The organism is Paenibacillus sp. J31R98, assembly GCF_056269245.1.
Genome location: NZ_JBWDNO010000005.1, coordinates 429,675 through 452,513, shown reverse-complemented (window position 1 = coordinate 452,513; position 22,839 = coordinate 429,675). Strand labels below are relative to the sequence as shown.

Annotated in this window: 28 protein-coding genes and 1 tRNA gene; 21 read left to right on the top strand and 8 right to left on the bottom strand. The window is 48.2% G+C overall.

What is annotated here, in order from left to right; genetic code table 11:
* Window positions 1-46 precede the first annotated feature (46 nt).
* From remB to dnaA, 5 genes are all read right to left on the bottom strand, one after another.
* Window positions 47-295 (bottom strand): extracellular matrix regulator RemB, encoded by a 249-nt coding sequence (remB, locus tag AC0YNX_RS20875; RefSeq protein ID WP_126012516.1) that lies wholly within the window; start codon window positions 293-295, stop codon window positions 47-49.
* A 39-nt stretch (window positions 296-334) separates the two neighbouring features.
* On the bottom strand, window positions 335-1,444 hold the full coding sequence (recF, locus tag AC0YNX_RS20870; protein WP_475817620.1) for a DNA replication/repair protein RecF: 1,110 nt from the start codon (window positions 1,442-1,444) through the stop codon (window positions 335-337).
* A gap of 40 nt (window positions 1,445-1,484) precedes the next feature.
* Entirely contained in the window at window positions 1,485-1,700 is a 216-nt protein-coding gene (yaaA, locus tag AC0YNX_RS20865; protein ID WP_475817619.1) for a S4 domain-containing protein YaaA, read from the bottom strand.
* 17 nt (window positions 1,701-1,717) lie between these two features.
* Window positions 1,718-2,860: a DNA polymerase III subunit beta gene (dnaN, locus tag AC0YNX_RS20860; RefSeq protein WP_475817618.1), complete on the bottom strand. Its 1,143-nt coding sequence runs from the start codon at window positions 2,858-2,860 to the stop codon at window positions 1,718-1,720.
* Window positions 2,861-3,113: 253 nt separating this feature from the next.
* Window positions 3,114-4,466 (bottom strand): chromosomal replication initiator protein DnaA, encoded by a 1,353-nt coding sequence (gene dnaA, locus AC0YNX_RS20855; RefSeq protein WP_475817617.1) that lies wholly within the window; start codon window positions 4,464-4,466, stop codon window positions 3,114-3,116.
* A 646-nt stretch (window positions 4,467-5,112) separates the two neighbouring features.
* On the opposite strand from dnaA, the gene rpmH reads away from it, so the two are divergent.
* The 12 genes from rpmH to AC0YNX_RS20795 all read left to right on the top strand — a co-directional run bounded on the left by rpmH (window position 5,113) and on the right by AC0YNX_RS20795 (window position 16,151).
* Window positions 5,113-5,247 carry a 50S ribosomal protein L34 gene (rpmH, locus tag AC0YNX_RS20850; protein WP_475817616.1) on the top strand — a complete coding sequence of 45 codons (135 nt, stop codon included), beginning with the start codon at window positions 5,113-5,115 and terminating at the stop codon, window positions 5,245-5,247.
* Between the two features lie 77 nt (window positions 5,248-5,324).
* Window positions 5,325-5,681 carry a ribonuclease P protein component gene (gene rnpA, locus AC0YNX_RS20845; protein ID WP_475817615.1) on the top strand — a complete coding sequence of 119 codons (357 nt, stop codon included), beginning with the start codon at window positions 5,325-5,327 and terminating at the stop codon, window positions 5,679-5,681.
* 209 nt (window positions 5,682-5,890) lie between these two features.
* Window positions 5,891-6,667, top strand: coding sequence for a YidC/Oxa1 family membrane protein insertase (locus tag AC0YNX_RS20840; RefSeq protein ID WP_475817614.1), 777 nt, complete (start codon window positions 5,891-5,893; stop codon window positions 6,665-6,667).
* Window positions 6,664-7,338 (top strand): RNA-binding cell elongation regulator Jag/EloR, encoded by a 675-nt coding sequence (gene jag, locus AC0YNX_RS20835; protein ID WP_475817613.1) that lies wholly within the window; start codon window positions 6,664-6,666, stop codon window positions 7,336-7,338. The genes AC0YNX_RS20840 and jag overlap by 4 nt, the downstream gene beginning before the upstream one ends.
* Window positions 7,339-7,409: 71 nt before the next feature.
* Window positions 7,410-8,789 carry a tRNA uridine-5-carboxymethylaminomethyl(34) synthesis GTPase MnmE gene (gene mnmE / locus AC0YNX_RS20830; protein WP_475817646.1) on the top strand — a complete coding sequence of 460 codons (1,380 nt, stop codon included), beginning with the start codon at window positions 7,410-7,412 and terminating at the stop codon, window positions 8,787-8,789.
* Between the two features lie 32 nt (window positions 8,790-8,821).
* Window positions 8,822-10,711 (top strand): tRNA uridine-5-carboxymethylaminomethyl(34) synthesis enzyme MnmG, encoded by a 1,890-nt coding sequence (mnmG, locus tag AC0YNX_RS20825; RefSeq protein WP_475817612.1) that lies wholly within the window; start codon window positions 8,822-8,824, stop codon window positions 10,709-10,711.
* A gap of 7 nt (window positions 10,712-10,718) precedes the next feature.
* Entirely contained in the window at window positions 10,719-11,441 is a 723-nt protein-coding gene (rsmG, locus tag AC0YNX_RS20820; protein WP_475817611.1) for a 16S rRNA (guanine(527)-N(7))-methyltransferase RsmG, read from the top strand.
* 314 nt (window positions 11,442-11,755) lie between these two features.
* A complete protein-coding gene (gene noc, locus AC0YNX_RS20815; RefSeq protein WP_475817610.1) occupies window positions 11,756-12,580 on the top strand; it encodes a nucleoid occlusion protein in 825 nt (274 codons plus the stop codon).
* Between the two features lie 122 nt (window positions 12,581-12,702).
* Complete coding sequence (locus AC0YNX_RS20810) at window positions 12,703-13,476, top strand: ParA family protein (RefSeq protein WP_475817609.1); 774 nt, start codon at window positions 12,703-12,705, stop codon at window positions 13,474-13,476.
* Window positions 13,457-14,311, top strand: coding sequence for a ParB/RepB/Spo0J family partition protein (locus tag AC0YNX_RS20805; RefSeq protein WP_475817608.1), 855 nt, complete (start codon window positions 13,457-13,459; stop codon window positions 14,309-14,311). Before AC0YNX_RS20810 ends, AC0YNX_RS20805 begins: the two co-directional genes overlap by 20 nt.
* A gap of 126 nt (window positions 14,312-14,437) precedes the next feature.
* On the top strand, window positions 14,438-15,628 hold the full coding sequence (locus AC0YNX_RS20800) for an aminotransferase class V-fold PLP-dependent enzyme (RefSeq protein ID WP_475817607.1): 1,191 nt from the start codon (window positions 14,438-14,440) through the stop codon (window positions 15,626-15,628).
* A 28-nt stretch (window positions 15,629-15,656) separates the two neighbouring features.
* Window positions 15,657-16,151 carry a DUF4446 family protein gene (locus AC0YNX_RS20795; protein ID WP_475817606.1) on the top strand — a complete coding sequence of 165 codons (495 nt, stop codon included), beginning with the start codon at window positions 15,657-15,659 and terminating at the stop codon, window positions 16,149-16,151.
* Here the strand turns inward: AC0YNX_RS20795 and yyaC are convergent.
* Window positions 16,123-16,716: a spore protease YyaC gene (gene yyaC, locus AC0YNX_RS20790; RefSeq protein WP_475817605.1), complete on the bottom strand. Its 594-nt coding sequence runs from the start codon at window positions 16,714-16,716 to the stop codon at window positions 16,123-16,125. The two genes, AC0YNX_RS20795 and yyaC, sit on opposite strands and share 29 nt — an antisense overlap.
* 189 nt (window positions 16,717-16,905) lie before the next feature.
* Between yyaC and AC0YNX_RS20785 the strand changes: the two genes are divergently transcribed.
* From AC0YNX_RS20785 to AC0YNX_RS20775, 3 genes are all read left to right on the top strand, one after another.
* Complete coding sequence (locus tag AC0YNX_RS20785) at window positions 16,906-17,145, top strand: putative Se/S carrier protein (protein WP_475817604.1); 240 nt, start codon at window positions 16,906-16,908, stop codon at window positions 17,143-17,145.
* 38 nt (window positions 17,146-17,183) lie between these two features.
* On the top strand, window positions 17,184-17,420 hold the full coding sequence (locus AC0YNX_RS20780) for a DUF951 domain-containing protein (RefSeq protein WP_475817603.1): 237 nt from the start codon (window positions 17,184-17,186) through the stop codon (window positions 17,418-17,420).
* 75 nt (window positions 17,421-17,495) lie between these two features.
* A tRNA-Ser gene (locus AC0YNX_RS20775) sits at window positions 17,496-17,586 on the top strand.
* Window positions 17,587-17,942: 356 nt separating this feature from the next.
* On the opposite strand, the gene AC0YNX_RS20770 is transcribed toward AC0YNX_RS20775, so the two are convergent.
* On the bottom strand, window positions 17,943-18,122 hold the full coding sequence (locus AC0YNX_RS20770; RefSeq protein ID WP_475817602.1) for a YjzC family protein: 180 nt from the start codon (window positions 18,120-18,122) through the stop codon (window positions 17,943-17,945).
* A 235-nt stretch (window positions 18,123-18,357) separates the two neighbouring features.
* On the opposite strand from AC0YNX_RS20770, the gene rpsF reads away from it, so the two are divergent.
* The 3 genes from rpsF to rpsR are packed head-to-tail and all read left to right on the top strand — an operon-like array spanning window position 18,358 to window position 19,535.
* On the top strand, window positions 18,358-18,642 hold the full coding sequence (gene rpsF, locus AC0YNX_RS20765) for a 30S ribosomal protein S6 (RefSeq protein ID WP_116192601.1): 285 nt from the start codon (window positions 18,358-18,360) through the stop codon (window positions 18,640-18,642).
* A 49-nt stretch (window positions 18,643-18,691) separates the two neighbouring features.
* The gene (locus tag AC0YNX_RS20760; RefSeq protein WP_475817601.1) at window positions 18,692-19,237 is read left to right on the top strand and encodes a single-stranded DNA-binding protein; all 546 of its coding nucleotides are present in this window, start codon (window positions 18,692-18,694) and stop codon (window positions 19,235-19,237) included.
* A gap of 19 nt (window positions 19,238-19,256) precedes the next feature.
* Window positions 19,257-19,535, top strand: a complete 279-nt coding sequence (rpsR, locus tag AC0YNX_RS20755; protein ID WP_090574546.1) for a 30S ribosomal protein S18 — start codon at window positions 19,257-19,259, stop codon at window positions 19,533-19,535.
* 88 nt (window positions 19,536-19,623) lie between these two features.
* Here rpsR and AC0YNX_RS20750 read toward each other — a convergent pair whose 3' ends face one another.
* On the bottom strand, window positions 19,624-20,010 hold the full coding sequence (locus AC0YNX_RS20750) for a DUF4870 domain-containing protein (protein ID WP_475817600.1): 387 nt from the start codon (window positions 20,008-20,010) through the stop codon (window positions 19,624-19,626).
* A gap of 151 nt (window positions 20,011-20,161) precedes the next feature.
* On the opposite strand from AC0YNX_RS20750, the gene AC0YNX_RS20745 reads away from it, so the two are divergent.
* From AC0YNX_RS20745 to AC0YNX_RS20735, 3 genes are all read left to right on the top strand, one after another.
* Window positions 20,162-21,250 (top strand): LCP family protein, encoded by a 1,089-nt coding sequence (locus tag AC0YNX_RS20745; protein WP_475817599.1) that lies wholly within the window; start codon window positions 20,162-20,164, stop codon window positions 21,248-21,250.
* 66 nt (window positions 21,251-21,316) lie between these two features.
* Window positions 21,317-21,757, top strand: a complete 441-nt coding sequence (locus tag AC0YNX_RS20740; protein ID WP_475817598.1) for a CBS domain-containing protein — start codon at window positions 21,317-21,319, stop codon at window positions 21,755-21,757.
* Between the two features lie 170 nt (window positions 21,758-21,927).
* A complete protein-coding gene (locus AC0YNX_RS20735; RefSeq protein WP_475817597.1) occupies window positions 21,928-22,833 on the top strand; it encodes a DUF2232 domain-containing protein in 906 nt (301 codons plus the stop codon).
* The last annotated feature ends 6 nt before the right edge of the window (window positions 22,834-22,839 follow it).

The following is a 22,839-nucleotide window of genomic DNA, read 5'->3' as shown; positions in this document are numbered from 1 at the left end:
CTCAACTACTCTTGCCACTAAACTATATGAGCTTCGAACAAGCCACCTAAGTGGTTGCAAAATGGTGCGAGCGCTTCTTCAGCGTAGAGGATGAAATGGGGGAATAGTAGACTTTGTTCGCTGTTACAACGATGGACTTGGCTTCTTCTTCTCCGATAACTTCTACGTCTTTGCGCTTTCTTGCTTGAGCGACAAATTGCTTGGACAACTTAGAGGACTGCTCGATCGAAATATCAAAAATAGCTACGAGTTCCGCAGCGCGTATAATCTTCTCTCCACCCAAGTGAATGTACATAAGTTTTCCCACCCCTTCGTCTTCACGCCATTAACGGTGTTACTGCTCGACATGACCATCCTTCACTTGATACACGCGGGAGTCATGGAGCTTGCTAATATTGACGCTCTCTAGACCGGTTGTCGTAATAAACGTCTGTACTTTGCTCTGGAATGTCTCAATAAGCTGCGTCTGCCGGTGCTGGTCAAGCTCGGACAGCACATCGTCAAGCAACAGCAGCGGATACTCGCCGATCTCTTCATGGATAAGTTCAATCTCGGCTAATTTCAAAGAGAGCGCTGTCGTTCTCTGCTGACCCTGGGAGCCATAAACCGATGCCTCTTTGCCGTTAATATAAAAGGCCATATCGTCTCGATGAGGACCAACAAGTGTCATTCCACGGCGTTGTTCCTGATCTTTTACATCTGTTAACTTTAACATAAATTGATTAAATAATATAGATTCATCTTCGGCAGGGTCGCTCTCGAACGAGGGCCGGTATACGATTGTGAGCTGTTCAGTACCCCCTGTTATACCAGAATGGATCTGCTGTGCCCACTTTTGAAGCTTCTGTATGAAGTTTTGCCTTTTTTTCACAATTTTAACACCATACTCGGCAAGCTGCATGTTCCACACTTCCATCATCGCCTGATTACTGCTGCCAGGGGCCGATGATTTCAAGTAATTGTTGCGCTGCTGCAGCACTTTGCTGTATTGGCCGAGCGCATGCAAATAACCGGGCTGTACCTGGCCGATCTCCATATCGAGAAATCGTCGGCGTATGCCCGGTGTACCTTTCACTATCTCCAGATCTTCAGGAGCAAACATGACGACATTGAGCGTGCCCACAAACTCGCTTAGCTTGCGCTGCTCAAGTCCGTTAATCTTCGCTTTCTTCCCCTGTGAAGACAACGATAAGTCCAGAGTGACCGGACCATAACGTTTGTCAACTGCGCCGCGAATGCGTGCTTCGTTGGATTGCCAACCGATGAGCTCCTTATCCTTGCTCGTCCGATGGGACTTCGTTAGTGCGAGCACATAGATCGCTTCCAGCAAATTCGTCTTGCCTTGCGCGTTGCGGCCGACAAACAGGTTCACCTGGCTGTCGGTCGCAAGCTCAATATGCTCGTAATTCCGATAATGCTGCAGTTGGATAGAATTTAAACGCACGTTGATTGATGCCTCCCGGTTACTGCTCAGCCGCCCACTACTATCGCTTAACGACGGTAAAGACGCCAAATCCTTTTACATCAACCTTATCGCCTACATACAGCTTCCGTCCACGACGGTTGTCAGGCTCTCCGTTAATGAGCACTTCGTACTCCTGCAGAAAAAACTTCGCTGCACCGCCGGAGTCAATGCATTCGGACAGCTTCAGAAACTGACCGAGCGCAATATATTCTGTCGAAACTCCAATTTCCTTCATGGGTTTTCTCCTAGTCGTTAGCCTGTTGTCCGATACGGCAAGATGAGATACAAACTGTGCTGGTGATCGGTCGGCTTAATAATGATCGGGCTCATTGCTCCTGTAAAGCCAATGAACAGATGTTCGCTGTCGATAACTTTCAGTGCGTCGAGCATATATTTGGAGTTAAAAGCGATACGTAGCTGTTCGCCCTTCATCTCGTTCACTTCAAGCAGCTCCGTTACGCGTCCAAGCTCAGTCGAGCTCGAAGAAATTTCAATGGTGCCGTCCTCTTGCGTAACAAGGCGAACGATGTTCGTCTTCTCCTCACGCGACATCAAATACGCGCGGTCGATCGCATCCATCAATTTTTTTGTATGCAGCACTAGTTCTGTTTTGAACTGCTGCGGAATAATCTTGGAAGTGTCCGGATAAGTCCCGTCCAAGATTCTTGAATAGAACAGCACGTGGCCGATTTTAAACAGCACTTGATTGTCCGCGACAACGATATCCACATGTGTATGATCGTCCGGAACGATTTTCGACAACTCACCCAGCGTCTTGCCGGAGATAACCACATTGGAGAAACGGTAGCCTTCCGGTGTTTCAACACCAGCTGCACGGCTTGCAAGACGATGGCGGTCAGTTGCTACGAATTTCAGCTGTCCTTCAGACAAATTCCACAATGCGCCTGTCAATATCGGTGTTTGTTCACTTGTCGAAGCGGCAAATACCGTTTGACGAATCATGGATTTCAATAGATCGCCAGGAACAGAGATTATTTCGCTTTGCTCGACTGTTGGAAGGATAGGGAATTCTTCTGGATCCAGGCCAACCATCTGAATATCGGTCGAACCGGAGCGGATCATTGTCTGGTGCTGCTCTTTTACTTCGATTTCGAGTTCATCCGACGGCAGCTTCTTTACAATTTCAACGAAAAACTTGGCTGGAAGCACAACGCTGCCTGGTTTCTCGACCTTCGCAATAACGAATTCGCCGTTCTCAACAGGAATAAAGCTTTGGATAGAAATATCGGTATCGCTGGCGGTTAATGTAACCCCTTGGTGAGTAACGTCGATTTTGATACCACCGAGAATCGGAATTGCCGGTCTGGAAGAAGTAGCTTTGGAAACTTGTTGAATAGCGTCATTCAATTGATCTTTGCGAATCGTTAATTTCATAATTTCACTCCTAAAGTAAGCGGGCGAGGAGAGGGTTCTGAAAGGACTCTCGTTTCACCTATATTTTGATGATGTTTTTTTAAAGTTATTAGTAGAAGTCGTAGTAGGGGCACTGAATATGTGGATAAGTGTATCAAACACGGATAAAGCAAGCCTATCCACATGTGTATAGCGTGTGCATAGGCTTGCTGATTAAATGTTGAAGAAAGTGCATAACTTTTTGGTCGAATCTCGTTATATCGCTTCTTCGTATTTAGGTGTGGTTGCGAATCTTATCACTTAGCGTCTGAATAATCTTATATAGCTCCCCATCAACCTTTAGCTGTTGCGTAATCTTCTCATGAGCGTGAATGACGGTTGTATGATCTCTTCCGCCGAACGCTTCACCGATCTTCGGCAGCGAGTAGTCCGTCAATTCACGTGACAAGTACATCGCAATTTGCCTTGGGTAAGCGACAGCCTTCGTCCGTTTCCGCGCTTTGAATTCTTCGAGCTTCAGTCCGTACAGCTCTCCGACTTTTTGCTGGATATCATGCATCGTAATCATTTTTGGACGGCTGGATGGAATAATATCTTTAAGCGCCTCGGCTGCCAGGTGTGACGTAATGTCTTGATTAATAAGCGAGGAATACGCTACAACCCTGATTAATGCGCCTTCGAGCTCACGGATGTTGGTGTCGATCTGGTTCGCGATGTAGACCATGGCTTCGTTCGGAATATCAAGATTCTCAGCCCTTGCCTTCTTCCGAAGAATTGCAATCCGTGTCTCCAGATCCGGAGGCTGGATGTCGATCATCAGTCCCCACTCGAAGCGGGAACGAAGTCGTTCTTCTAGTGTCGGAATTTCCTTAGGAGGCCGGTCACTGGAGATAACGATCTGCTTGCGCTCTTCATGCAGCGCGTTGAACGTATGGAAGAATTCCTCCTGCGTCTGCTCCTTGCCCGCCAAAAACTGAATATCATCGATAAGAAGCACGTCGATATTCCGGTATTTATTGCGGAAGCTCTCGCCTTTGTTGTCGCGGATCGCATTAATGAATTCGTTCGTAAACTTCTCCGAAGAAAGGTAGAGCACGCGTGTATTCGGGTTATGTTCCAAGATATAATGCCCGATCGCATGCATAAGATGCGTCTTGCCAAGTCCTACGCCGCCATATAGAAACAGCGGGTTGTAAGCTTTGGCAGGCGCTTCGGCTACGGCCAGTGACGCCGCGTGGGCAAAACGGTTATTTACACCGATGACGAACGTATCGAACATATATTTAGGGTTAAGCATATGCGTATATGGCTCGTTCGGTTCGTTCTGAACAGCTGGCAATATGACCGGCTGGTGTTCTGCGGGCTCCGGAGGCTTATTCTCTTCAATGACAAATTTAATGTCATATTGGCGCCCCAAAAATTCCTGCAGCGTCGTCCGCACAAGCTTTGTATACCGGCTTTCGAGCCATTCGGCCGCAAAAGTCGTTGGAGCTGTCACAATTACGGTTGAATCACCACTAAACGAAGCCTTAGTCGCTTTAAACCAAGTGTCGAAACTTGGCTTGCTGAGCTTCGTTTGAATGATGGACAGCACCTGGTGCCACATTTCGTGCGTATGGCTATCCACAGATTGTCACTCCTTATCCAATTCGCCACTGAGGGCGCAGTACTGCATCAGATGTCGAAACATCGTGTAATCTGTATTCGTTCATCCACATTATTAAGGGAATGCACAGAAATATTATCAAAAGGGGATGAATGTTGTGCACATTGTTATCCACAGGCTGTTAATAATGTTGAGGGGAAGTTGAAGTCATACACACAGAAAACATATTCATCATAGCAAAATAACCCTTGATATTCAACGATTCCAGCGTTTTTATCCACAAATTCTATAGGTTGTGTATAATAGTTATCGACAACACTAGATATTGTTTATATCTTGTTATCATTTCGACAAAACCTGCGAAATCCCGATAAATTCATCCACATGTTATTAATTTGCCGTCCACACTGATGGTTTTATACATTTATCCACAGAGGAGTTTCAAATGAAGTTTTGGCGACTCTTACCGCTTCCGGTTCCGGTTGACTTTTGGGCTCTTGCATGGTTTAATTGAAAAAGGCGTTTTTTGGCGAGGAACGCTCGTGGTTTGAGGTTCAGGAACTGCGCAGCTGTTTCCGCTTAAACAAACAGACGATCGCTAATCGTGCAAACGATAAGAAATAGGATACGCAGGTACGATTTAATTAGGTATAGGAGGTGCATAGAAATGAGACCGACATTTAAACCGAACGTTAGCAAGCGTAAGAAGGTTCATGGTTTCCGTAAGCGTATGGCTTCGGCAAATGGACGTAAAGTGCTGAGCGCCCGCCGTCAACGGGGAAGAAAAGTACTAAGCGCGTAAGCTTAAGACCACGTCACGTGGTCTTTTTTTCATTTTTACGGTAATAATAAGGGATAAAGGTTCGGTGAAGATGCGCCGTGCAAAGAAAGCTGCGATTGCGTAAACGCGAAGATTTCAGCCGTATATATAGAAACGGCAAATCGTTCGCCAATAGCCAATTTGTTGTTTACTGGTCGCGCCAGATGCAGGCGGATCCAATTCGTCTTGGCGTGTCGGCCAGCAAGAAGATTGGCAATGCCGTCGTTCGGAATCGTATGAGGCGGCTAGTGAAGGAGATTGTCCGTCACCAGCTTGACCGAATGAACGGGCAGCTCGATCTGATCGTCATTGTGCGGAAGCCGGCGGTCGGACTTGAGATGAAAGAGCTTGAGAAGAGCATGCTTCATGTGCTGAAACGTGCAGGTCTTCTGAAGGGTTCGAAGCAGAGCGTATAATTAAGCTTTATTGTAGAATCCGGTCATACTTTGAATGGTCTTCGCGCAGGAACGAAATCGCCTTGTTAGCGCGGTGAAACCGTTTTAGTTTGGCGCTGGAGGCTTGTTTCTTTGTGCCAATAAATGTGATATAGTTTACGTGAATGAAATTGCTGTAATTTCTTTAATGAAGGGCGATTATGCCCCTGGTGCACAGAGAGGAGATTTACATGTTGTCCCGTATTTCGAAACGAACATGGTTAACGGCAGCTTCGCTCATTGCCGTAATGCTTTTTTTGAGCGGATGTTCCTCAACGACTCATCCGGTTTCAATGGATGCCCTGGAGCACGGCAACTTCTGGCAGCGTAACGTTGTTTACTATTTCTCGCTTGCTCTTGAAGAGTTCGCAAAATGGTTTAGAGGCGAGTACGGTATTGCCATTCTGCTTATGGTTATTATCGTTAGAACGATTATTCTTCCGCTTACGATTAAACAGTACCGCAGCTCGAAAGCAATGCAGGCGCTTCAGCCGGAGCTCGCGAAGCTGAAAGAGAAGCACAAGGATAACCCGCAGAAACAGCAAGAAGAAACAATGAAGCTGTTCCAGCAGCATAAAGTAAATCCACTGGCCGGTTGTTTGCCGCTTCTCGTGCAGATGCCGATCTTTATCGCTCTTTACAACTCGATCTATATGAATGAGAACATTCGTGAGCATACGTTCCTATGGCTGCAGCTCGGCGAGAAGGACCACACTTACGTGCTCCCGATTATCGCAGCGATTACGACCTTTATTCAGTCGAAAATGATGCAGTCCCAGCAGAAAGCAATGCCAGCTATGCAAGGGATCATGATGATCTTCCCAGTGCTGATCTTCGTTATGGCACTGAACTTCCCGGCGGCGCTTCCGCTGTACTGGATCTTCAGTAACACATATACGATTGTGCAAAACTATTTCCTATATGTACGCAACTCATCTAAGGGCAAGGAGAGTGTGCCTGCAAAATGAAGAAAATCGTAGCATCGGGCAAAACGATCGAAGATGCTGTACAAAACGGATTAACGGAATTGCAAGTGTCTGCGGATCGCGTCAATGTGACCGTTCTGGAGAAGCCGTCGAAAGGCTTGTTCGGCTTAATTGGAGCGAGAGCTGCTAAAGTCGAGCTTGTACTCGTACCTGTGCTCGTACCTGAGCAAGAGAAGGTAATGGTTTCTGCAGTGGCGGCTCCTAAGGATCCGCTACTTGAGGCGGAACGATTCATTACCGAAGTGGCAAGAACGATGGGACTTGACATTGCGATTGTTCGTAACGATTCGAAAGATGAGCAAACGCTCGCGATATCGGGCGGCGGTGATCTTGGCATGTTAATTGGACGCCGAGGTCAAACGCTTGACGCTTTGCAGTACTTGGTCAACATTGTGGCCAATCGTTATTCCAACAGCCATCTGCGCATTGTGCTTGATGCGGAAGATTTTCGTGAGCGTCGCCGGAAGACGCTTGAGGATTTATCGGACCGCCTGGCGGGACATGTCGTGCGCACGCGCAAAGAAGTGGTGCTTGAGCCGATGTCGCCGCATGAGCGGAAGATTATCCATTCACAGCTGCAGAACCATGCCAAGGTTAAAACATTCAGTAAAGGCGATGAACCGAATCGCCGCGTAGTCATTACGCTTAAATAAGTGCTCGGGCAATGACTCTTTGCGGTCATTGCTCGTTTTTTTAATCACGAGTTAATGAGGGAAGAACAATGATGATACAAGATACGATTGCCGCCATTTCGACAGCTGTCGGAGAAGGCGGCATTGCCATTATAAGGGTCAGTGGACCTAATGCAGTAAGCGAATCCGCGAAGATATTCCGTTCCAAGACGGATGTTGCTGAAGCGGCGTCGCATACCGTCCATTACGGTCATATTGTAGACTCTGTAAGCGGTGAAACGGTGGAGGAAATCCTGCTTACGGTTATGCGGGGGCCTCGCTCGTTCACGGCCGAGGATGTTGTTGAACTGAGCACGCACGGCGGCGTTGTCGCTGTGAAGCGGGTACTGGAGCTGCTGTTGCGCACAGGTGATGTGCGGCTTGCAGAGCCTGGTGAATTTACGAAGCGGGCATTCTTGAACGGAAGAATCGATCTGACTCAGGCGGAGGCCGTTATTGACCTGATCCGTTCCAAGTCGGATCGAGCTTTCTCGATTGCGATGAAGCAATCGGAGGGGATGCTGTCGAAGAAGGTCAAAGCGCTTCGACACGGCCTTATTGAGTTGCTCGCTCATATTGAAGTGAATATCGATTATCCAGAGCACGATGTCGCTTCGATGACGAGTGCGTATATTCACGAGCGCTGCGGGGAAGCTTGTGACGAAATTAACCGGTTGTTAAAAACAGCCGCGGAAGGCAAAATATTAAGAGAAGGCATTGTGACGGCGATTGTTGGCCGCCCGAATGTCGGCAAGTCGTCGCTACTTAATGCGCTCGTGCAGGAGAATAAGGCGATCGTAACCGACATTCCAGGGACGACACGTGATGTCATCGAGGAATATATCACGCTGGGCGGTATTCCACTGCGCCTGCTCGATACAGCTGGCATACGCGAAACGGCTGATGTAGTGGAGAGAATTGGTGTTGAGCGATCCCGTACGGCGCTTGAGGAAGCGGATCTGATTCTGTTCGTGCTCAATGTGAATGAGCCGCTGCATCCCGATGATCAAGAGCTGATGGAGAAGCTGCGGGGCAGACCCGTTGTTGTGCTGCTGAACAAGACGGACTTGCCGGCTGTGCTCGACACATCTTCTGTCGAAGCGATATTCCCGGCAGATGCGATTGTAAGGCTGTCGGTCCTGCATGAGCATGGTCTGGAGGAACTAGAGGGTGTCATTAGCCGCATGTTCTTCAGCGGAGAGCTAGAATCTGCGGATATGACATATGTCAGCAACGTTCGTCATATTACGCTGCTGAATCACGCTAAGCAATCGCTGATTGATGCGATGGAAGCGACAGATATCGGCATTCCGATTGATATTGTGCAAATTGATGTGCGTACAGCTTGGGAGCAATTAGGGGAATTGATAGGCGATTCGGTAGCTGACTCGCTTATTGATCAAATTTTCTCTCAGTTCTGTTTAGGTAAATAATAATGGCAAAAGAGGCAGGGAGGGATAGCAAAATGGGATATCATGCAGGGGATTTTGATGTCATTGTAGTAGGTGCGGGCCACGCGGGATGCGAGGCGGCATTGGCGGCTGCCCGGATGGGGTGCGAGACGCTGCTGTTAACGATTAATCTCGATATGGTCGCATTTATGCCGTGTAATCCATCTATAGGAGGACCGGCAAAAGGTCATGTTGTGCGTGAGATTGATGCGCTCGGTGGGGAAATGGGCCGTAACATTGATAAGACGTTCATTCAAATGAGGATGCTGAATACGGGGAAAGGTCCAGCTGTTCATGCACTGCGTGCACAAGCGGACAAGTTTCTGTATCAACATTTCATGAAGCAAACGATCGAAGAGACAGACCATTTGACGCTTCGCCAGGGAATGGCGGAGGAGCTTATTATTGAGGATGGAGTCTGCGTCGGCATCGTGACGAAGACTGGAGCGGAATATCGCGCGAAAGCGGTCGTTGTAACAACTGGCACCTACTTGCGCGGTAAAGTGATTATGGGCGAACTGATGTACGAGAGCGGCCCTAACAATCAGCAGCCTTCAGTAAAGCTGTCCGAGAGCCTGCGCTCGCTTGGCTTGCAGCTCGTTCGTTTTAAGACGGGTACGCCGCCGCGGGTGCATGGGGATACGATTGATTTTAGCAAAACGGAAATTCAACCAGGCGACGAGAAGCCGAAATTCTTCTCTTATGAAACAGAGTATTCTGACAATGAGCAGCTGCCTTGCTGGCTGACGTATACGTCGGAGGAGACACATAAGATCATTAATGATAATCTTCACCGTGCGCCGATGTTCTCGGGGGCGATCGAAGGTACAGGTCCGCGGTATTGCCCATCCATTGAGGATAAAATCGTTCGTTTTGCCGATAAGCCGAAGCATCAGATCTTCTTGGAGCCGGAAGGCAAAAATACGTCGGAGTATTATGTGCAAGGTCTCTCGACAAGTATGCCTGAGGATGTGCAGCTAAGCATTCTCCGTTCGATTCCTGGTCTGGAGAAGGTCGAGATGATGCGTACAGGCTACGCAATTGAGTATGATGCTGTCGTACCGACGCAGCTGTGGCCATCGCTTGAGACGAAACAGGTACCAGGGCTATTCACAGCTGGACAAATCAACGGTACATCCGGATATGAGGAAGCAGCTGGACAAGGCATTATGGCGGGCATCAATGCTGCACGTAAAGTGAAGGAGCAATCGCCAATCATCGTAGATCGTTCACAAGGATATATCGGCGTTCTTATCGATGATCTGGTTACGAAGGGGACAACAGAACCGTATCGTCTGCTTACATCTCGTGCGGAATACCGTCTGCTACTGCGTCATGACAATGCTGATTTGCGTCTAACTCCGACAGGATATGAGATCGGTTTGATCTCGGAAACGCGCTTCGCGAAATTCACGCATAAGAAACTGATGGTAGAGCAAGAGATCGAGCGTCTGAAAACGGTCAAAGTGCGTCCAGATGAAGAAGTGCTTCAGATGCTCCTAGAAATCAATACAGCACCGATCCAGCAAACCACTGACGCACTCTCGCTGCTTCGCCGTCCGGAAGTTTCGTATGCACTGGTTGATCGCATCTCTCCGGCAGAGGAACCGTTGACAGACGATATGAAGGAGCAAGTCGAGATTCAAATCAAGTATGCCGGATATATCGAGAAACAGCAGCTTCAAGTAGAACGGCTAGCAAAGATGGAGAAGAAGCGGATCCCGGATGATATCGATTACATGGTTGTAACGAATCTGTCGAAGGAAGCGAAGACGAACCTATCGAACATCCGTCCATTGTCTATTGGGCAAGCATCGCGGATCGGTGGCGTTACTCCGGCTGACATCTCGATTCTTCTTGTGTATCTTGAGCATTACAATAAGGTTATTGCTGCACGGGGGTAATGAAGCTATGAATGCTACAGAAACATGGTTTGTTCAATTGCTGCAGGAGCGGGGAGTGGCGTTATCGCCGCTTCAGCTTCAGCAGTTCGAGACGTATTATGAGCTGCTCGTCTCATGGAACGAAAAAATGAATTTAACGGGCATTACAGAGAGGGAAGCGGTGTATGAGAAACATTTCTATGATTCCGTGACCCTCTCTTTCTTTATGGATATGGATAAAGTGAAGTCTCTTGCAGATATTGGGTCAGGAGCAGGGTTTCCGAGTATTCCGCTAAAAATTTGTTTCCCGCATCTGAAGGTGACGATTGTTGACTCACTCAACAAGCGAATTCAATTTCTCCAACACGTTGTGGAGGCACTGGGCCTTACGGACGTCAGTTGTGTGCATGGGCGAGCAGAGGATATCGGCCGTTTAGCCGCACATCGCGATGCGTATGATGTCGTGACGGCAAGAGCTGTTGCTAGGCTCAGCGGATTGAACGAGCTTTGCCTGCCTTTTGTAAAGCAGGGCGGCAAGTTTGCTGCGATGAAGGGTGCAGATCCTGCGGAGGAAACAGCCGAAGCTAAACGCAGCTTGATCGAGCTGAAGGCGAAGCTTCTGCAAACGCATCACATGAAGCTTCCGTTTGAGCAATCTGACCGTCATATTATTAGGATTGAGAAGCTGGGCGCAACGCCAGCTAAATATCCAAGAAAAGCGGGTTTGCCTTTAAAGCAGCCTATTATATAATGACTACAGCCTAATACTTGTTCCACGTGGAACATTTTTTAACCCGGCAAGTCGGTTTAGTCCACAAATTGTATCGAAGCAGTCGTGTGGCGAAACGATTGCTTATATTTGTGCTAGAAATATTACTGTCAAGCAGGAAATCAACTTACAGCCGACGAATTAGAGTAATTACACATACTATATAGGGATATCTTTATTCGTTTCTGTGTGATCTCCGTGAAACGTCAGCTATCGTCTTTAAAGGAAGGCGATAGCCGTTTGCACTTGGGAATAACAATAACTCGGCACTTTGAAATCGGGTGGTAGTTGACGCTATGAAAGAACAGTTCTCGCGTTTGTTCGGATTAACGGATTCGAAAAGCACGAATCAAGACGAAGTGAAGCAGCTACCGGTTGCTGAAGTGGATACGAGTCCATATCAACCGCGTACTGTATTTGATGATGACCGAATTGAAGAACTCAGCCAGACAATTCGCACACATGGCGTTATTCAGCCTATCGTCGTGCGGGTGCGTAATGGGAAATATGAGATTATCGCAGGGGAACGGCGTTTCCGTGCGGTGAAGAAGCTTGGGCTTGAGACGATTCCTGCTATCATTCGTGAATTCAATGACTCTCAAGCTGCATCGATTGCACTCATTGAGAATCTTCAGCGTGAAGGACTTACATCAATTGAAGAAGCTGTTGCTTATCAGAAGCTCATTGACCTACATAACCTCACGCAGGAAAGCTTGGCACAGCGTCTTGGTAAGAGCCAGTCGACTATTGCAAACAAGATTAGGTTGCTTGGGCTTGGGGATACGATTAAAAACGCGCTGATGGAACGTAAAATTACGGAGCGTCATGCAAGGGCTCTACTATCACTTGATAGCGAAGAGTTGCAGCTTAAGGTGCTAGACGATATTATTGCTAAAGAGCTTAATGTAAAACAGACGGAAGCTCGAGTGGCTTTCTATAAAGAAGCTGCGAAGGAAACGAAGAAGCCGAAGCGCATCTCTTTCACGAAGGATGTACGGCTTGCGCTGAACACGATTAGACAGTCCATTGATATGGTGTCCGGATCTGGCTTAGAGATCAAGACGAAAGAACAGGATCATGAGGATCATTATGAGATTGTGATCCGAATTCCTAAGCGCTAATAGAAGTTTCGACAGCCGTCCATTACAGGGACGGCATCGTCATTTGTAGTAACAACATTTAATTGCCCGCTGAACGGACGTTTCATAGCAATATTCAAGTAATCAGCATAGAGGTGAACGGTTTGTCTAAAACGATTGCAATAACGAACCAGAAGGGCGGTGTCGGCAAAACGACCACGTCCGTGAATTTGGGTGCGTGTTTAGCGTCGCTGGGGAAAAAGGTGCTGCTCGTCGATATTGACCCGCAAGGCAATACGACAAGCGGAATCGGTATTGAGAAAGCAGATGTCGCTCATTGTATCTACGATGTGCTTATTAATGATGTACACCCGAGTGATGCTACTTGTCCTACTAATATTGAAGGACTTTATATTATTCCGGCTACGATTCAGCTTGCTGGTGCGGAGATTGAGCTTGTTCAGACGATCTCGCGCGAACAACGGCTAAAGAAGTCTCTAGCATTGGTGAAGAAACAATATGATTATATTCTAATCGATTGCCCGCCATCGCTTGGCATTCTTACGATTAACTCATTGACGGCTTCTGACTCGCTTATTATCCCTATTCAATGTGAATATTACGCACTGGAAGGACTCAGCCAGCTGCTAAATACAGTTCGTCTTGTTCAGAAGCATCTGAACACTACGCTTCAAATCGAAGGCGTGCTGCTGACAATGTTTGATGCACGGACGAATCTTGGCATTCAAGTAATTGAAGAAGTGAAGAAGTATTTTCAACAAAAGGTTTACCAAACGATCATTCCGAGGAATGTCCGCTTGAGCGAGGCTCCTTCGCATGGGCAGTCCATCATCACATATGATCCGAGATCCAAAGGGGCAGAGGTATACCTTGAACTCGCGAAGGAAGTGATTATGTATGAGCAAGCGGCTAGGTAGAGGACTTGATGCGCTTATCCCATCGCTCTCTGTAAGCGAGGATGATAAAGTTGTTGAAGTATCGCTTTCCCAGCTAAGAGCGAATCCGTACCAACCTCGTAAAACGTTTGATGATGATGCGATTAAGGAACTCGCTGAATCCATTAAGCAGCATGGCGTCATCCAGCCGATTATCGTTCGTACTGTACTTAAAGGGTATGAGATAATTGCGGGGGAAAGACGTTTCCGTGCATCTCAGCTCTGCGGCAACGCAACGATTCCTGCAGTTGTACGTAACTTCTCCGATCAACAGGTTATGGAGATTGCACTTATTGAGAACTTGCAGCGTGAGGATCTGAATGCGATCGAGCTGTCGGTTGCCTATCAAGCGTTGATGGACAAGTTCAACCTTACGCAAGAAGAGCTCTCTATGAAAGTCGGCAAGTCGAGATCTCACATTGCCAACTTCCTGCGGCTGTTGACACTTCCGGAGCAGATCAAAGAAAATGTTTCACGTGGAACATTATCTATGGGACATGCCAGAGCGATTGTCGGCGTAAAAGAGGAAGCTCGCAAAAAAGAACTCGCCGAACTGACAATGACAAATGAGTGGAGCGTGCGCCAGCTCGAGGAAGCAATTAAGAACCTTGACCAGCCGGCTGCTGCAAAAGTAAAACCGCTCCCTTCGAAGAAGCAGGACCCTTTTATAGCTGAAGTTGAAGAATCGCTACGCGATCGGTTTAAAACGACGGTGAAGATTAAACAGCAGAAGGATAAAGGGCGCATTGAGCTTCTGTATTACAACAAGCAGGACTTAGAGCGTCTGCTCGAATTGCTGCAACAATTGTCCTCATAATTTCTTCTCATAGGTATAACTTAAATAGCATACTCGATTGGTAACTGCTGCTCAGGTAGGTACCAATCAAGTATGCTATTATTAGCATTAGCGCAAGTGAACGTGGTAATAGGAAGGGGTGTGCATATGCAGTTGCATGAGCAAGGACAGGGACGGCAGCAGGGACAATTGATTTATCTGGATCATGCTGCGACGTCGTGGCCGAAGCCTCCCGAGGTGCTCGAAGCAGTTATGGAAGCGATGCAGCGCGACGGTGCGAATCCAGGGCGAGGCAGCCATGCGATGGCCGTGCGTGCCAGCCGTATTCTGTTTGATACGAGGAAAGTATTGGCGAAACTATTCAGGGTTAAAAACCCGAATGATATTGCATTCGCACTTAATACAACAATGGCTCTCAATACAGCGATTAAAGGATTGCTTGCGCCAGGGGACCATGTCATAGCAACAGCTGTGGAGCATAACTCGGTTCGGCGGCCACTGGAATACTTGAAGAAAACCATCGGCATCCAAGTGAGGTATGTAGAGCCGAATGCAGCCGGCGAGCTCGATGCGAAGCAGGTTGAAGATGCGATTACAGAAAACACGAAGCTAGTGGTTGTGAATCACAGCTCGAATTTGCTCGGATCAATCTTGCCCGTTAGTGACATCGGTGAAATAACACGCAGAAGAGGAATCAAGCTATTAGTCGATGCTGCTCAGACTGCAGGACTGTTGGAAATCGATGTAGAGCAGATGGGGATTGATTTGCTCGCGTTTCCGGGCCATAAAGGGCTGTTAGGGCCGCAAGGGACGGGTGGCCTATACATTCATCCAGAAGTGGATCTGGAACCGCTCCTGCACGGCGGTACGGGCAGTCAGTCGGAAGCGATTGAACAGCCTACAGTGCGTCCGGATCGCTATGAAGCGGGAACGCAGAATGCGGTTGGCATAAGCGGGCTACGCGCCGGCGTCAAGCATATTCTGCATGAGACGGTGCAAAAGATCCATACTAGTGAATGGACGCTAACGCAACAGATGATGGAGGGGCTGCTTTCTGTGAATGGTCTTCGCTTATTGGGACCAGCACTTGGAAAGCCGCGTACAGGTATTGTATCCTTCGTCATCGATGGTGCGGATCCATCGGAGATCGGCTTTATTCTGGACCAGCATTATCAGATTGCGGTAAGGACAGGCTTCCACTGCTCGCCACTTGCACATGGGACGGCAGGCACAACGGAGACAGGCGCGATTCGCGCGAGCGTAGGGTGTTTCACGACGAAAGATGAGGTAGAGACGTTCATTGCGGCGGTAAAGGAAATTAAGCAGCATTACAGTTAATGTGCATCTATGGGGGAGCTAACGTAATATGGATCAAATTAATCTAGAGCCGACTGACTGGGTAACAGCAGGTCTGCTTCTTCTTGTACTCATTCTGCTTATCCGCAGCTTCATGTTGAGTAGTAAGCTTAAACGGCTGCGCGCAAGTTACACGCAGTTTATGCAAGGCACAGGTGTTGAAGAGCTGGAGAGCGTCATCATTAATCTCAAACAGCGCTTGGATGCGCAAGAAGAGGGTCATGGCAAGCTGAAGCAATCTGTTCAGTCTTTAAGTGAAACGCTGAAGAATAAGAAGGGTAACGTCGGTATTCACCGTTACAATGCGTTTGCGGAAAGAGGAAGCGATCTGAGCTTCTCTATCGCTGTCGTCAATGATGGTGAAGACGGCATGGTGCTAAGCGGCATTCACGGTCGTGAGCAGACGTTTCTATATGCCAAACCTGTGAAGGATGGCAAGAGCCAATATCCGCTCACTCCGGAAGAGATCGAAGCCATCAGTCTTGCGTCGCGGCAGGGATCGTAGCGGGCCGTACACATTTCATGATGGATGAGAAGAGGCTGTGCGAGATAATATCAGCCATCCGCATCACAAGATGCAGACGCGTATTCTGCAGGACGAAATACTCCATGAAGCCACCGACATTCACGATTCCTGTGATGTGAATATCGCCAACCGGAGGCAAGTCTTTGTTCACGCCGGCTCCTGGGCGAACCGGTCCTAGACCAACCTGAATACAACCGACGCTTGCTGCCTGACCCAAACAAGCATCGATGCCGATCACAAACGGCTTCCGAATATACTTGTTGATGTCCTGAAGCGTTTCGTCGAGATTCATGGCATGGACGGGTTCCTCCAGCGTACCGTAGAGGTCGAAGAAGGGACTGCGGAATTTGCTTAGCGAAGTGCCGACTAGCGGCCCCAGTGAATCCCCTGTGGAACGGTCCGTACCTACGCAGACGACAACGATCCTGCGGTCTGAAGGAATGCCGCCCAGAAGGTATGTAATGCGGTTGACAAGAAGTGCTGTAATGTTAGGCTCCGTATACGGTACTTTGAGTGGTGTTTCTTTCATTCCTGGCAATTTCATAGATTCCCCTCCCGCCAACTCTATGAACGATGATTACCGAGATAAACATGCTTCCATCTGCTAGAATACATATAAACTAGTAGTGAACTGCCTGTTTACGCTTGGTTACTAGTATATGGTCAGGACAACCATTTTATACTTGGAGTGCAGGACTAAACGTCAATAAAATCAATCAGGAGGTGGGGGAGCATGCTTATCGCGTTTGACTCCACACAGCAAGCGCTCCGAGCGGAGATGCTATTAGAATATGCGGATATTGAAATAGACATCTGTCCGACACCGAAGCAAATAACAGCCGGATGCGCACTCTCAATCCATTTTCCCGAAGCTGATTTGGTAGTGGTGAAAGAGGTTATTGTACAAGAGAGGGTCGAGATTAGAGGGATCTTCCTGCAGGTTGAAGACCGGTACGAGCCGGTAGAGATGTAGGTAAATACGGTGAGAAAAAGAGGGAGAGGATAGCTGCTATGGAGAGAAAACAGTTTGAGCTGGGCGATATTGTACAGATGAAGAAGCAGCATCCGTGCGGCACGAATGAAATGGAGATCATTCGGATGGGGATGGACATTCGCATCAAATGTGTGGGCTGCAAGCACAGTGTGCTAATTCCGCGAGCAAAGTTCGAGAAGAACATGAAAAAAGTGCTGCGTTCGAAAGCGGCAGAGGGTGAAAAAGAGGGAGAGGGCGGAGCGTCTTTAACATAAAGCAACATTTTTTTGAAAAATGCTTGCATTTGGACGAGCCCCATGCTAATATAGTTTTTGCTGATTGACATTCATGGAGAGGTACCCAAGAGGCCCAAGGGGGCTGACTCGAAATCAGTTAGGCGTGTCAAAGCGTGCGTGGGTTCGAATCCCACCCTCTCCGCCATTCCCTTTAGAACAACGAACAAACGGCTCATAGCGAGCCGTTTTTTTTATGCCTTCAAACAAAAAAACTTCAAATAAGAAAAGGAGACTCTCGCGAGTCCCCTTCCGACGGTGATCAATTAGAAAACAGTCATCACTACAAGCTTCGTAAGAAACCTTGGTTCACCGGGATTTAATCGGTGAGCGTGTGTTACAGACACTGGTCTTTGGCACATCCCTCCGCTTCTATGCTGAGTGGACAAAAGCTCCTTGAGGTTCGTTAACATTGACGTACAATGGAACCACACCTCTCTTTAACACCGTCACAGCTATAATGCTCCGTAAGCCTGCATCCTATACCGGCTAGCTGCAAACTTTTTAGTTCATTCGTTTCCACTTGCGATCTTTATTCGACAGGGCAGGGAACTTATCGCCCTTGGCTAACCGCACCTTCTGCGGCTTATTGACCCCCATATGGAATGACGCTTCACCGATCTCGATATAGAGGCCATCATTAGGAGCACGATCGCCTTCTCGGAATTCCGTCCATTCACCCATACTTCGAGCACACCTCCATGAAGGATACATAAATGAGGACGCCATGCATGTCCTGACTTATAGTGTGCTTCTTGCATGCACAGTTCATGAACGGAAGAATGAGGCAGTCATCGCTATTAAATCCGCACTTGTCAATGGGGTACGAAGTTTGGTATAGTATTCAGGTATGCGAGAAACTAACTCGCTCCTTGCTCCCTTTAGTGGGGGCCGCATAGTCCAAGAGGAGGTGAAACATATGCGCAAATACGAAGTGATGTACATCATTCGTCCGGATGTGGAACAGGAAGCGGTACAAGCTATCACTGAAAAGTTCCAAGCGATCATCGGAAACGGTGGAGAGATCATCAAGCACGACGTGATCGGTAAACGCCGCCTTGCGTATGAGATCAACAAGATTCGTGACGGTATCTACGTACTGGTTAACTTCAACGGCACTAATGAAGTTGTTGCTGAACTTGACCGCGTCATGAAGATTACGGATGAAGTTATCCGTTGCCTGATCACAAGAGACGTAGCTTAATTGCTCGTCAAACGTACGTAAGTGATGTTCGATTGGAGGCGATTTACGAATGTTGAACCGTGTTATTCTCATTGGCAGATTAACGAGGGACCCTGAAATGCGTTATACACCAGCAGGCGTTGCGGTAACGCAATTTACGCTTGCAGTGGATCGTCCGTTCCAGAGCGGTGGTCAAGGCGGCGAGCGGGAGCGGGAAGCAGATTTCATCCCAATCGTAACTTGGCGTCAGCTTGCTGAAACTTGTGCGAACTATCTACGCAAAGGCCGTCTAACAGCGGTCGAAGGTCGTATCCAGGTTCGGAATTATGAGAACAACGAAGGCAAGCGCGTCTACGTGACGGAAATTATTGCCGATAACGTTCGCTTCTTAGAATCCGGCAACCGCGATAATGGCCCGCGTGAAGAAGGCGCACCAAGCTACAGCGGTGGAGGCGGCAACTATAGCGGAGGCGGCGGTCAAGGCGGCGGCTTCGGCGGAGGTAATTCACAAGGTGGAGGCCGTACAGGTGGCACACCAAGGAACAACGACAATCGTGATCCGTTCTCAGACGACGGACGCCCGATCGATATATCGGAAGATGATTTGCCATTCTAACTGAAAGGACGGATTAAACATGAGCTTTAAGCAAAGAGATGGTGGCGACGAGCGTCCAGAGCGCAAGTTCGGCGGTCGTAAAGGCCGTAACAAACGCCGTAAAGTATGTTTCTTCACAGCTAACAAAATTACACACATCGACTATAAAGATACGGACTTGCTTCGTAAATTTATCAGCGAGCGCGGCAAAATTTTGCCACGTCGTGTAACTGGTACAAGTGCAAAGTACCAACGTCTTCTGACGGTCGCTATCAAGCGTTCCCGTCAAGTAGCGCTGTTGCCTTACACTACGGAATAGGTTAAATAACGCGTAAAGCGTTTAAACAAGAGGCAGCCCTTAAGGGCTGCCTCTTTTTGTTGTGTCCTTACACGCTCAATCGTGAAGCTTAGAACCGGTTAGACTGCTCCTCGGCAAAATCTCCGATGAACGGAAGTTTGTAGCGTTTGCCTTGCAGCGCGAGGAGCATTAAGGCAATCCATAATATTATTGACAGCGGAGTAAGCAAAACTCCAAGGATCCACCCGATAATCGGGATAAAGCCGAGCAAAATATTAAGGACAATCAAAACAACCGAAACAAGAATGGACTGCATGGCGTGAAACCGCACGAACGTGCTTCGCTTCTCGAGCACAAGAAACAGAATGCCCGTAATGAAGCTGCCTAGGTAACAAAGCAGACCAACGACTTTAGGATCGATCCCCGTCGATGATGGATCAGGTCCGAACGATTGCATATGGATGCTCACCTTCCCTTTAATACGTATGTATTCCATTAATAAGCGAACTATGCGGGGTGTAATCGAATTGTTAGAAGGAACCACTTTTGACAGTGGAATGCTGTTACTCATCTGTAACTTTCACTTGAACAAATCCGTTTAAGATAAGGAAGCTTGCGTTTAATTATGAGTGGTAAGGGAGCGTTACATGAATAAGCCGAAAAAATCACGCATGTATAAATGGTTGGCAGGTATACTTATCGTTCTGGTGCTGGCTGGAACAGCCGGTTATTACAACCGGAACGCGCTGGCGATGTGGGGATTCGATCTGTTCTTGTCAGACAGCGTAAAGAAGAAGCTGGAGAATTCGTACCAACCGCTTGAAGGACATACGCCAGAGCAAACGACCTATAAGAAGGAAGAACCGTTCTCGATGCTGCTGCTCGGCGTTGACCAGCGGGATCAGGAGATCGGCCGCTCCGATACGATGATTTATACGGTTGTAAGGCCGAAGGATGGTGCCATTCTAATGGTATCTATACCGCGTGATACCTACGTAGACATCGTGGGTAAAACAACGAAAGCCGGCAACCAGTGGCAGGATAAAATCACGCATGCCTATGCATTCGGCGGAGCGAAAATGTCGGTAGAAACTGTCGAGAAGTTGTTTGGCTCGAAGGTCGATCATTATGCTACAATTAATTTTACCGGCTTCCGCGAAGTCATTGATGCGATGGGCGGCATTTCGCTGCCGATTACAGAGGACCTCGTCAATGATGATCCAGATCATGAGAAGTTCGTGGTGAAGGCCGGCAAACCGCTGTACAACGGCACAGAAGCGCTCAATTATGTTCGTTACCGCGAAGATGCGGGCGGAGATACGAGCCGCGCAGGCCGGCATCAGATCTTCCTAAATGCGATTATGAACAAAGCTTCGAAGGTTGGTCAGTGGTCGAAGATTCCTGATTTTATTGACATTATGGGCAAGAACTTCTCCACCGATCTAACGCCGCAGCACATGATCGATCTGACCAAGAGCATGCTGCAAACGGATCAGCGCACGATCTACAGCCACACGCTCAAAGGTGAAGGTCGACGTAAAGTAACGCACGGCGCTTGGTACTATTTTGCGAATGAAGAGGATTTGGCTAAAACGAACGCTCTGATTAAAGATTGGCTAGATCCGGCGAAGACGAAAGAAACGCTGCCTCTTCCAGAAGAGTATAAGCAAAAGGAAGAAAAACCGGTTCAGACGCTGTCCAAGGCGGAATCGAAACGAACAACAGAGAAGAAGTAAAGGCAAGTAGCAGCCCAGAGCTCTTCGCGCAATAAGGAATGAAGAAGAAGGGACTGGTAGTCGAACATGAATATTGCATTTTTCCTATTGCCCAAGCAGGAAGTTGTATGGCTGACGATGGATGCCACACTTAGGCAAACACTTGAGCGAATGGAGCATCACCGTTATACGGCTGTTCCCATTCTCGATAATAAGGGCGGCTATGCAGGCACGTTGACGGAGGGCGACCTCCTCTGGTATATGAAGAACAACCCGCATGTAACGTTCGAGCAGACGAACAAGGTGAAGCTGTCGGAAGTGCAGATGCGGCTAAGCAATCGCGCGGTGCAGATTGATGCGAACATGGAGGATCTCGTATCGCTTGCGAAGGTACAGAATTTCGTGCCGGTCGTTGATGATATGAACCGGTTCATCGGCATCGTGCGACGAAGCGACATTATTGATTACTGTGAAGCACTCATCGTTCAATCATCCGTACAATCGAATAAGGAAATGGCTGCTGGCTAATGGAAAATCGCCGTCCTCTTCACATGGGGGCGGCGTTTTGCTTCCTGCCGTTCAAGTCAAGTGGGATGCCCTGGCTGGACAACGTCTCCTGTGTTGCCTCAAAGGTTTTATGCTATAATGGGGAGTAAAGCTTAGAGGTCGTACTAGTAACTTGGCAAGAGGTGAACAGCTTGAAAACCGGCTTAAAGTCGATATTATGGAGCATTGCGGCGCTGCTGCTTCTGCTCTCCATTGCGGTACCCGGATTGAACACGTTAGCGGCTGCAGTCATGATGGTTCCGACTGTTATTCTTTACACGATGTTGTCTAAACGGGCCTTCACACTGCATATGACTGCTGTATATGGAATTGGTGTTCTTGTACTGGGGCTCCCTGCATTGATCGTCGGGCTGTTTTTCCTGGTTCCTTCAATTGTGATGGGGCATTATTACCGCACTGGCGCGCCTGCGCGCAAAGTGCTGACAGCAACGGTGCTAACCTTGCTCGCTGAACTCCTGCTCGAGCTTGTGCTGGTTGATGTGCTGTTTGATTTCTCACTGCTGGATCAAATCCGCAAAGTCATTACATCGACGACGGAGAACTTGCGAGCAGACGGCTTAATGCCGGGCAACTGGACCTCAGAGGTCACAGAAACGTATGTACAGTATTTGATTCATTCTATACCGATGGCATTCATTACGTTATCTTTCGTACTTGCTGTTCTTGCACATGCGATTGCAGCTCCGGCGCTGCGCAAGTCCGGCTTGACGATTGCGAAGCTGCAGCCAGCAAGAGAGTGGCGGTTGCCGCGCATCTTCGTCTTCTATTACTTGATTGCTCTTCTGGCGGATATGGTTACGCCGGATAAAGGCACATCGTTTATGACAGTGGTGCTGCTGAACCTTGTCCCGCTTATGCAAATCGCTTTCACCATTCAAGCGATGGGACTTTTCTTCTTCATTGCGCATGAGCGAAAGTGGAACAAGGCTGTGCCGGTGCTCTTATCCGTGCTGGTTGCGATTTTTCTCCATCCGCTTAGCTTAATTGGGGTATTCGATGCCGCATTCCCCATTCGAAAAGCGTTCAAGAAATCGTAACTACAG

Bases quoted from the DNA above. Each gene is read 5' to 3' on its own strand.
- remB (WP_126012516.1), bottom strand. From the start codon at position 295: ATGTACATTCACTTGGGTGGAGAGAAGATTATACGCGCTGCGGAACTC.
- yaaA (WP_475817619.1), bottom strand. From the start codon at position 1,700: ATGAAGGAAATTGGAGTTTCGACAGAATATATTGCGCTCGGTCAGTTT.
- dnaN (WP_475817618.1), bottom strand. From the start codon at position 2,860: ATGAAATTAACGATTCGCAAAGATCAATTGAATGACGCTATTCAACAA.
- rpmH (WP_475817616.1), top strand. From the start codon at position 5,113: ATGAGACCGACATTTAAACCGAACGTTAGCAAGCGTAAGAAGGTTCAT.
- AC0YNX_RS20840 (WP_475817614.1), top strand. From the start codon at position 5,891: ATGTTGTCCCGTATTTCGAAACGAACATGGTTAACGGCAGCTTCGCTC.
- jag (WP_475817613.1), top strand. From the start codon at position 6,664: ATGAAGAAAATCGTAGCATCGGGCAAAACGATCGAAGATGCTGTACAA.
- mnmE (WP_475817646.1), top strand. From the start codon at position 7,410: ATGATACAAGATACGATTGCCGCCATTTCGACAGCTGTCGGAGAAGGC.
- mnmG (WP_475817612.1), top strand. From the start codon at position 8,822: ATGGGATATCATGCAGGGGATTTTGATGTCATTGTAGTAGGTGCGGGC.
- rsmG (WP_475817611.1), top strand. From the start codon at position 10,719: ATGAATGCTACAGAAACATGGTTTGTTCAATTGCTGCAGGAGCGGGGA.
- noc (WP_475817610.1), top strand. From the start codon at position 11,756: ATGAAAGAACAGTTCTCGCGTTTGTTCGGATTAACGGATTCGAAAAGC.
- AC0YNX_RS20805 (WP_475817608.1), top strand. From the start codon at position 13,457: ATGAGCAAGCGGCTAGGTAGAGGACTTGATGCGCTTATCCCATCGCTC.
- AC0YNX_RS20800 (WP_475817607.1), top strand. From the start codon at position 14,438: ATGCAGTTGCATGAGCAAGGACAGGGACGGCAGCAGGGACAATTGATT.
- AC0YNX_RS20795 (WP_475817606.1), top strand. From the start codon at position 15,657: ATGGATCAAATTAATCTAGAGCCGACTGACTGGGTAACAGCAGGTCTG.
- yyaC (WP_475817605.1), bottom strand. From the start codon at position 16,716: ATGAAATTGCCAGGAATGAAAGAAACACCACTCAAAGTACCGTATACG.
- AC0YNX_RS20785 (WP_475817604.1), top strand. From the start codon at position 16,906: ATGCTTATCGCGTTTGACTCCACACAGCAAGCGCTCCGAGCGGAGATG.
- AC0YNX_RS20780 (WP_475817603.1), top strand. From the start codon at position 17,184: ATGGAGAGAAAACAGTTTGAGCTGGGCGATATTGTACAGATGAAGAAG.
- AC0YNX_RS20770 (WP_475817602.1), bottom strand. From the start codon at position 18,122: ATGGGTGAATGGACGGAATTCCGAGAAGGCGATCGTGCTCCTAATGAT.
- rpsF (WP_116192601.1), top strand. From the start codon at position 18,358: ATGCGCAAATACGAAGTGATGTACATCATTCGTCCGGATGTGGAACAG.
- AC0YNX_RS20760 (WP_475817601.1), top strand. From the start codon at position 18,692: ATGTTGAACCGTGTTATTCTCATTGGCAGATTAACGAGGGACCCTGAA.
- rpsR (WP_090574546.1), top strand. From the start codon at position 19,257: ATGAGCTTTAAGCAAAGAGATGGTGGCGACGAGCGTCCAGAGCGCAAG.
- AC0YNX_RS20750 (WP_475817600.1), bottom strand. From the start codon at position 20,010: ATGGAATACATACGTATTAAAGGGAAGGTGAGCATCCATATGCAATCG.
- AC0YNX_RS20745 (WP_475817599.1), top strand. From the start codon at position 20,162: ATGAATAAGCCGAAAAAATCACGCATGTATAAATGGTTGGCAGGTATA.
- AC0YNX_RS20740 (WP_475817598.1), top strand. From the start codon at position 21,317: ATGAATATTGCATTTTTCCTATTGCCCAAGCAGGAAGTTGTATGGCTG.